Origin of the sequence: uncultured Methanobrevibacter sp., assembly GCF_900316895.1 — an archaeon.
GTDB lineage: Archaea > Methanobacteriota > Methanobacteria > Methanobacteriales > Methanobacteriaceae > Methanocatella.
On record NZ_ONER01000079.1, the window covers coordinates 1 to 7,794 of the forward strand.

The window sequence follows — 7,794 nt, forward strand, 5'->3', positions numbered from 1 at the left end:
CCTACAATTATACGAACATCAATTTTAGATTCATGATTCTGGGTTTCCATGAACATTACCTAAATTCCATTGATTTTCTGATGCCACATCCAAGCTGACTCGACAATCTTTTCCAAATCATATTGTGGAGTCCAGCCAAGCTTGTTTTGAATCTTGGAGGAATCCGCTATCAGGCGAGCGGGATCACCTTCACGGCGTTCATCAACCTTAACTTCAAAGTCACGTCCTGTGACCTTTTTGCACATTTCAATAACCTCACGAACAGAAAATCCCTGTCCGTTTCCCAAATTGAATATATTTGATTCGTTTTCATTGCACAAATATTCATATGCCTTAATATGGGCATCGGCAAGGTCATTTACATGGATATAATCACGGATACATGTTCCGTCAGGAGTATCGTAATCATCCCCATAGATATAAATGCAGTCACGTTTTCCGATAGCGGCATCCAATATCAACGGTATCAGGTGGGTTTCAGGGTCATGGAACTCTCCAATCTGACCGTCGAAATCACATCCTGATGCATTGAAATATCTTAACGCAACATAGTTGAAGTCGCCTTTTGCAGCTTCCCTTTCAAGTGCCTTTTCAACCAACCATTTGGAGTGTCCGTAAGGATTGATTGGCTTTAAATTTGAATCTTCGGTTATCGGAACCTTTTCGGGATTTCCATAAACCGCTGCAGTTGAAGAGAAGATAAATTTGTCTACATTATATTCTCTCATTACTTTAAGGAGATTTACAGTATTTTTATAATTGTTTTTTAAGTATTTTTGAGGCATTTCGACAGATTCCGCTACTGAAATGAATCCTGCAAAGTGAATGACACCATCGATGTCATATTTTTCAAAAACTTCCCTCAAATCACTACTTCCAATGTCATAGTTTTCAAGGGTTCCCCATTTTACAAAATTCTCATAACCTTTTGAGAGATTGTCCACTACTACAGTATCATAACCTGCATTATGTAAGGCCTTATTGGTATGGGAACCAATATAGCCTGCTCCACCAGTAACCAGAATCAATTTAAACACCTATACGAATTTGCCTAATTTAAGTAAAGCTTTTGGAGATACTTTAATTAATTTTTTAACAATTTCAGTTGTGGAAATTTTATCGAAGCTTTCACCTTGGAATGCATGTGCAATGCTGTCCAATTCATCATCGGATAATGTTAACAGGTATTCTTGCACTTTCTTATATCTTTTGATTTCATGGTCGAGCTCTGCATGTGCCATTTCATCGTATTGCTTTAGGAATTTTTTGGAGCAGTCTTCCTTAATGGCCTGTGCTGCCACTTGACCTGCACACATTCCACCGGTCATACCGGATATGATTCCTCCACCGGTCAATGGATTTACCTGACCTGCAGCATCTCCTACAACCATTATGTTGTCATCGTAAAGTTTTTTAGTCATTCCGCCAACAGGGTCTCCTCCCACATTCAATTCAACAGCCTGAGCATTTTTAAGGTAAGGTGATTTTGCAACGAAATCATCCAAGTATTCTTTTGCTGTTTTTTCTGCTTTGTGAGGAAGAATTGCTAAACCGACGTTTGCAATGTCATCTCCTTTAGGGAAAATCCACACGTATCCTCCAGGAGCACAGGAACCTAAGTAAAATTCAATGACGCCAGGTCTTTCAAATTCAACATTACACATTTCGTATTGTACACCGGATTCCATTTCCTTAGGTTTTGCGGCCGGCCTGAGACCTGCCCATCTTGCAACGTGACCTTCAGGACCGTCAGCGGCAATCAGTATTTTACATTGGTAATCAATCTTTTCACCCATGCATTCGGTTTTAACAATATAACCGTCATCGATTTTTTCAATGCCTGTCACCAAAGTTTTGATTTTGATTTCTGCGCCTGCTCTTGCAGCATCCATTGCCATGTGCTTATCGAACACTTTCCTTTCGAGAATGTAACCTGCTTCAGGCAATTTAACTTCATCCTTTGTCAACCATACGTCAGTTGCATCAGGAGTCTGGATTCTTACACCCTGGATTTCCTGGGTCACCCATCTTGGGGAAGGTTCAATACCTAATTTTTCAAGCCCTTGGATTGAAACCCCTTCAGCACATCTTTTTGGAGATCCAATTTCAGATTTTTTATCCATTAAAATTACTTTTGCTCCACCTAATGCAGCGTGTTTTGCTGCACTTGAACCGGCAGGTCCGGAACCTACTACAATTACATCAGTTTCAATCATGTTATCATTCCTCTCTTTCTAATGCATCAATAGGGCATGCATCAATACATATTGAACATTCTTTACATTCATCTTCATTAAATACTAAACTGTATTCTCTTACTTGAATCAGGTTTCTTGGACAAACTCCGGCACATTCGCCGCAGAATGAGCACCAATCTTTTACAATCATAAAAATATCTCCTTTAATATAAACAATTTATGTTATAAATAGTTAGTTTTTTATTATATTTAAAAGTATGCAAAAAATAGCTATATAATAGGAAAAATAAAAGAAAAAAAAGTTTTAAAGTGTTATTTGACTAATAACACTGGAACTTTTGAAGTTCTCAAAAGCCTTTCAGAAACTGAACCGATTTGAGTGTCACTGACATTATTTTCCTCAAATGATACGAATCTGTTGTTGTTGGCTCCATGAGCATGGATAACAACCAAATCTGCACGTGTCTGGTCAACAATGAATTTCATGTCCCTTAAAGGGTCCGCAGTGAGCAGATGTTCAACCACTTCAACATCAACTTCAGATGCCTTTTTGGTTATCTTCGATAGAATCTCATCACCGGAATCTTCCTCTGAATCATAGCTATTGAATGAAAATTCCTCCAGAACATGCACGGCTGCGATTTTGGAGTTGAATTTCCGGGCTATCTCAATGGCCACATCAGCTGCCTCATATCCATAGTCTGACCCGTCAACAGGAACTGCAATAACGTCAAACATCAGCAATCCCCTTTCAAATAATCCGCATGACAGAAATCAATGAAGTTATCTACAATTTCGTCAATGTCTTCACTGTCATCAATGATCTTTCCGTCATCCATGAATATTGCCCTGTTTGACAGTTCCTTAATGAAGTCAGTGTTGTGGGAAACCATTACAATGGTGATTCCATAATCTTTAGAAATTGTTTTTAAGGCATTTGTAACATCCCTTAAGGTGACAGGGTCCAAATCACCGAACGGTTCATCCAAAAGCAGGAATTTTGGTCTTGAAACCAATATCAGTGATAGCATTACACGTACCTTCTGACCACCGGACAGTTCATAGGATTTTCTGTGAAGGATATCCATGTCCAAATCAAGACTTTCAAAAATGTCCGCCACAGCCTCTTTTGTAGCGGTTTCCGGAAATCTCGGGAACAGGTCATTTAAGATTTCGCCATCCAATCCTACTTGCCTTAAACGTTCTTTTGCCTCGGTTTCAGGCAAATCTGTTAATAAATAAAATGAATCCAATAATTCTTCGCTCAATCCCAATTTTTCAGCTCTTGCCTTGGCTTCATTAACAATATCCTGTTTCTTGTAACCAAGTCTTGTGGAAAGCTGGCTTAATACGGTTGCATAATGAGTCAGGGCAAATTCCTGATGCATGAAGCCCAATTTTGAGCGTATCTTCATACGGTCATATCCAGGAATGTCAATATCTGCCCATTTGTCCTCCACTTTGTAGAGCACTTCACCCTTGTCAGGATCATCCAATCCTCCAAGCATTCTTAAAAGTACTGTTTTACCGGCACCGCTGGGTCCGATGATGCTTAGAATATTTTTATCCTGAACTTTGAAGTTGATGTCCTCCATCTGAAGAACTTCACCACCTGTCAGCAAATAGAACCTTTTATAGACATCCTTTACATCAATGAGGTCCTCATCGGTTGAGATGTTTTGGATATCCACAATATCGTCCATATCTGCCATGAACTTATCACAGATTTCCTTTGGTGAGCCTTCATCAACAATTTCACCATCCTCAAGCAGAATTACTCTATCCGCCAGGTATTTTTGGATATCGGGCAAGTGGGATACGATAATAATGGTTATGTTCAATTCCTTGTTGATCTTTTTAACTGCATCCAAAATTTCTTGTTTTGTTTTAGGGCATGCCATGGTTGCAGGTTCATCAAGAAGTAAAGCTGTAGGCTGTTTTGCAAGTTGCCTTGCCATGATGAGTCTCTGTTTTTCACCACCGCTCAAGACAGATGCATAATGGTCCTTTTTATGGGTTAAAGAAACAAGCTCCAACAGTTCATCGGCTTCCTCACCGAATTCACTTTCGGCAACTTCAAAATTGGTGTCCCCCTCATCAAAGTATCTTCTGGCATACAGTTTACGCAATACATTTTCACGTACAGTATCCGGCCATATTCCAAAAGACCTTTGAAGATGGATAGCTGTCTCCTTTTTAAGTTCATTATAATAAAATTGTGAAGACTCAGAAGTGACTTTTACATTACCGACTTCAATGCTTCCTTCATCAATATGTTCAACACCTCTTAGAGCTCTCAAGAGTGTTGTTTTACCGGAACCACTTTTTCCCATGATTCCAAGTATTTCACCTTCTTTAACTTCAAAACTGACATTTTTAAGTGCTGTGACTTTTGTTCCGTCAGTCAATTCATAATCTTTGCTTACATTTTCAACTTTAATCATTATTAATGCCCCTTTATACTTATACAAATATATTTTTGAAACTATTTATATGTTGACAATTTAATATTAAAACAAGTGATAAAAATGGCTAGCGACAATAAAATACAAGAATATATGGATATCTTAGAACAGGAAAAAATAATGATTGAAACCCATTTTGCCAATATGGAAAGGATTTTAAGAGACGAACCTAAACTAGACCAGCAAAAGGCATTCGGACTACTGAATAACTTCAACACACTAAGTATCCAATACGACCAACTATGCAATGACCTTATTAACTTTATCAAGATATTCAAGGATAAAGATTCCCAGGAAATCAGACTGTACAAAACCGATGAGCTGGTTGAACTTTTAGAGGAAAGACTTAAACAATTTCAATAATTGTAGTTAATCACAACGTTTCCTACAGCATTGGAAGTTGTATTTTTAGCTACAACCTGATCATCTTTTAAAAGCTCTATTTTCAGTTCACCTTCACCATAATCTTCTTTTTGTGCATTGATGCAAACTCTTTCCCAAGGGGCGCAATCGAGAACAATAGTTTTTGTGCCGTCACCCGCCTCTTTTACAAGATAGTTTGGATCGCCCATTTCAGCATACCAACTACCTTCGTAGGAAATTCTTGCTTTGTAAGGATAAGAAGAAGTTTGAAGATGACTCCCATCATCAGTAATGACATTTAATGAGTCTTGGTCGTTCGGTTGGGTGTGATTATAAACAATAGTGAACATCAGATATGTTATAATAATGATTCCCAACACAATTACAATTTTTTTAGCTATGCCCATGTTCCAACTTTTTTCACGCTTCACCATTTTTATTTTTTTGCCTTGTGAGTCGGAAAGAAGATAGGCACAGTTATCACAATATACGGCAGAGGGCGAATTATCATACCCGCACCGTGGACATTTTACCATATAAATATAACCTTTTCAATTTCGTTATAAAAACTTTTTAAAAATACTTATATTTAAAGTTAATGGAAAATCAGTATTTTTTTCTAAAAAATAATTAGACGTTAGTGATAATAATTATAGACATTTTCAGCCGTTTTCTGATTCATGCCGTCTATTTTAGCTAACTGGTCCACAGAAGCCATTTTAATATTATCAATGCCTCCAAATTCTTTTAAAAGAGCAACCTTTCTTTTTTTGCCCACGCCAGCAATATCGTCCAGTGAAGAGGCCGAAATATTCTTACTGCGCAGTTTCCTATGATAAGTTATTGCAAATCTGTGAGATTCATCCCTTACCTGCTGAAGTAAATACAATGCCTTATTGTTTTTAGGAATTATAATCGGACGCTTAGAATTAGGAGTAAACACCTCTTCAAATTCCTTGGCAAGACCAATAATTGGAATATGAGTCAAATTCAATTTCTCCAATACTCCGCATGCCATGCCCAGCTGTCCCTTACCTCCATCAATGACTATCAGGTCAGGTTCAGGGTCACGATCGACCATTTTCAATCTGCGGGTCAGCAATTCCTCCATCATCGCAAAGTCGTTCGGACCGGGAGTTTCCATTTTGAAATGTTTATACCTTTTTTTGTCGGGTTTGCCATCCTTGAATGACACTTTTGAACCGACTGCAAATTTGCCCGAAATGTTACTGATGTCATATCCTTCGATTACGTGAGGCATTTTTTCAAGTTTAAGGTATTTTTTAAGCTCAATCAATGCGGATTCCATCTTTTTCTTTTGATGCTTGATGATTTCGGCGTTTTTCTTTGCCATCTTGACCAGCCTTAATTTAACACCTTTTTGAGGAACCTTGATTTTAACCTTATTTCCCCTCAAATCACTTAACCACTCTTCAAGCAACTCCTTATCATCAATATCTTCATCCAGAAGAATCTGCTTTGGAACATGCCTATTATAACCATAATACTGCTGAATAAAAGCGAACATGATTTCAGATGACGAATCATATTGGGATGCGCTCATCAAAAAGTCATCACGACCTACAATCTTGCCGTTTCTAATCGGCATGATGATTACTACAACCTCATTTTCGCCTGGAGCAATTGCAATCACGTCCTGGTCCAGATCATCATCCACCAAATCGACAAACTGCTTTTCCATAATTTCCTCTATGGATGCAATCTGATCCCTTATGACGGCCGCCTTAACGATTACAGAATATTTTCCCTGGAAAAACAAATCGATTTTATTGATGATTTCGGAATATTCCTCTTTGGTTATCCTGCCGTCACATGGAGCGTTGCACAAATCAATCTGAGCATTCAGGCAGGGTCCATTCATATTGCGGCAGGTCCTAATTTTAAATAATGATTTTAAAAATTTGACAGTTTGCTTAACCGAACCCACATCAGTGAAAGGACCATAATAAATTCCGTTTTTTGTAACATTCCTAGTAATGACCAGTCTCGGAAAATCCTCATCGGTTATCTTAACGTATGGATATCTCTTGTCATCCTTCAGCTGGACATTATACCTTGGACGATGCTTCTTAATTAATGTGGCCTCTAGAATCAGCGCTTCCTTTTCGGAATTGGTTACAATGTATTCCAGGCTGTCGAAATGGCTCATCAGTATTTGAGTTTTCGGCCTGTCCAGTTTTTCCCTAAAATAAGATTTGACCCTTTTAATGAGATTTTTCGCCTTGCCGACATATATGATGGTGTCGGAAGAATCGCGCATTATATACACGCCGGGCTTATTGGGCAAATTATCAGGAGATTTAAGTTTGGTTGACATAAAAAACACTATTTAAGTTCAACATAGTCATTGTCGATTTTAACTCTATTATTTGCAATCATTAAATCCAATACTCCATTGATTCTTGTTGCAGTCTTTTTAGATGTGGACCTAAATCCAAAATTACGTGAGGTTTCTTTGGCAAGCTGCTTTGTTGGAATATGTGGATTATAAGTTAATACAAGCTCTATGCTTTTAGCTATCTCTTCGTCTGAAATCAATTCTATATTAGGCTTATTCCTTCTTCTAATAAGAACATCATTATTTGATGCATCATATAAAAAGTCCCCAATCCTAATTATGCTGCCGGAGTTTTCTGATGTTTCAATAGCCGCATTAACTGTTTTTTTCAAATTAGAACCGGCACGTTTGATATGGCAGCTATCCTTTATCCTTTTTGTGACTTCTTTTACATGAATTGGACCTTCAA

The 7,794-nt window shown here is 37.9% G+C and carries 9 protein-coding genes; 1 reads left to right on the top strand and 8 read right to left on the bottom strand.

Annotated elements, in window-relative coordinates; translation table 11 throughout:
* Nucleotides 1-59 precede the first annotated feature (59 nt).
* The 5 genes from galE to QZN27_RS07980 all read right to left on the bottom strand — a co-directional run bounded on the left by galE (nucleotide 60) and on the right by QZN27_RS07980 (nucleotide 4,642).
* Nucleotides 60-1,028, bottom strand: a complete 969-nt coding sequence (gene galE / locus QZN27_RS07960) for a UDP-glucose 4-epimerase GalE (RefSeq protein ID WP_296786112.1) — start codon at nucleotides 1,026-1,028, stop codon at nucleotides 60-62.
* A gap of 9 nt (nucleotides 1,029-1,037) precedes the next feature.
* Complete coding sequence (locus tag QZN27_RS07965; protein ID WP_296786115.1) at nucleotides 1,038-2,216, bottom strand: NAD(P)/FAD-dependent oxidoreductase; 1,179 nt, start codon at nucleotides 2,214-2,216, stop codon at nucleotides 1,038-1,040.
* Nucleotides 2,217-2,220: 4 nt separating this feature from the next.
* The gene (locus QZN27_RS07970; protein WP_292603138.1) at nucleotides 2,221-2,388 is read right to left on the bottom strand and encodes a 4Fe-4S binding protein; all 168 of its coding nucleotides are present in this window, start codon (nucleotides 2,386-2,388) and stop codon (nucleotides 2,221-2,223) included.
* 122 nt (nucleotides 2,389-2,510) lie between these two features.
* Nucleotides 2,511-2,936 carry a universal stress protein gene (locus QZN27_RS07975; RefSeq protein ID WP_296786122.1) on the bottom strand — a complete coding sequence of 142 codons (426 nt, stop codon included), beginning with the start codon at nucleotides 2,934-2,936 and terminating at the stop codon, nucleotides 2,511-2,513.
* A complete protein-coding gene (locus QZN27_RS07980) occupies nucleotides 2,936-4,642 on the bottom strand; it encodes an ATP-binding cassette domain-containing protein (RefSeq protein ID WP_296786127.1) in 1,707 nt (568 codons plus the stop codon). The genes QZN27_RS07975 and QZN27_RS07980 overlap by 1 nt, the downstream gene beginning before the upstream one ends.
* Nucleotides 4,643-4,726: 84 nt before the next feature.
* Here QZN27_RS07980 and QZN27_RS07985 point away from each other — a divergent pair, with 84 nt between their 5' ends.
* Nucleotides 4,727-5,026 carry a hypothetical protein gene (locus QZN27_RS07985; protein ID WP_296786130.1) on the top strand — a complete coding sequence of 100 codons (300 nt, stop codon included), beginning with the start codon at nucleotides 4,727-4,729 and terminating at the stop codon, nucleotides 5,024-5,026.
* Here QZN27_RS07985 and QZN27_RS07990 read toward each other — a convergent pair.
* From QZN27_RS07990 to QZN27_RS08000, 3 genes are all read right to left on the bottom strand, one after another.
* Nucleotides 5,020-5,460: a zinc ribbon domain-containing protein gene (locus QZN27_RS07990; RefSeq protein ID WP_296786133.1), complete on the bottom strand. Its 441-nt coding sequence runs from the start codon at nucleotides 5,458-5,460 to the stop codon at nucleotides 5,020-5,022. The genes QZN27_RS07985 and QZN27_RS07990 overlap by 7 nt on opposite strands.
* Nucleotides 5,461-5,663: 203 nt before the next feature.
* Nucleotides 5,664-7,364: an excinuclease ABC subunit UvrC gene (gene uvrC / locus QZN27_RS07995; protein WP_296786136.1), complete on the bottom strand. Its 1,701-nt coding sequence runs from the start codon at nucleotides 7,362-7,364 to the stop codon at nucleotides 5,664-5,666.
* A gap of 8 nt (nucleotides 7,365-7,372) precedes the next feature.
* A partial coding sequence (locus QZN27_RS08000) for a DUF3320 domain-containing protein (protein WP_296786138.1) occupies nucleotides 7,373-7,794 on the bottom strand: 422 nt, incomplete at its 5' end.

Bases quoted from the DNA above. Each gene is read 5' to 3' on its own strand.
- QZN27_RS07980 (WP_296786127.1), bottom strand. From the start codon at position 4,642: ATGATTAAAGTTGAAAATGTAAGCAAAGATTATGAATTGACTGACGGA.
- QZN27_RS07975 (WP_296786122.1), bottom strand. From the start codon at position 2,936: ATGTTTGACGTTATTGCAGTTCCTGTTGACGGGTCAGACTATGGATAT.
- QZN27_RS07985 (WP_296786130.1), top strand. From the start codon at position 4,727: ATGGCTAGCGACAATAAAATACAAGAATATATGGATATCTTAGAACAG.
- uvrC (WP_296786136.1), bottom strand. From the start codon at position 7,364: ATGTCAACCAAACTTAAATCTCCTGATAATTTGCCCAATAAGCCCGGC.
- QZN27_RS07970 (WP_292603138.1), bottom strand. From the start codon at position 2,388: ATGATTGTAAAAGATTGGTGCTCATTCTGCGGCGAATGTGCCGGAGTT.
- QZN27_RS07965 (WP_296786115.1), bottom strand. From the start codon at position 2,216: ATGATTGAAACTGATGTAATTGTAGTAGGTTCCGGACCTGCCGGTTCA.
- QZN27_RS07990 (WP_296786133.1), bottom strand. From the start codon at position 5,460: ATGGTGAAGCGTGAAAAAAGTTGGAACATGGGCATAGCTAAAAAAATT.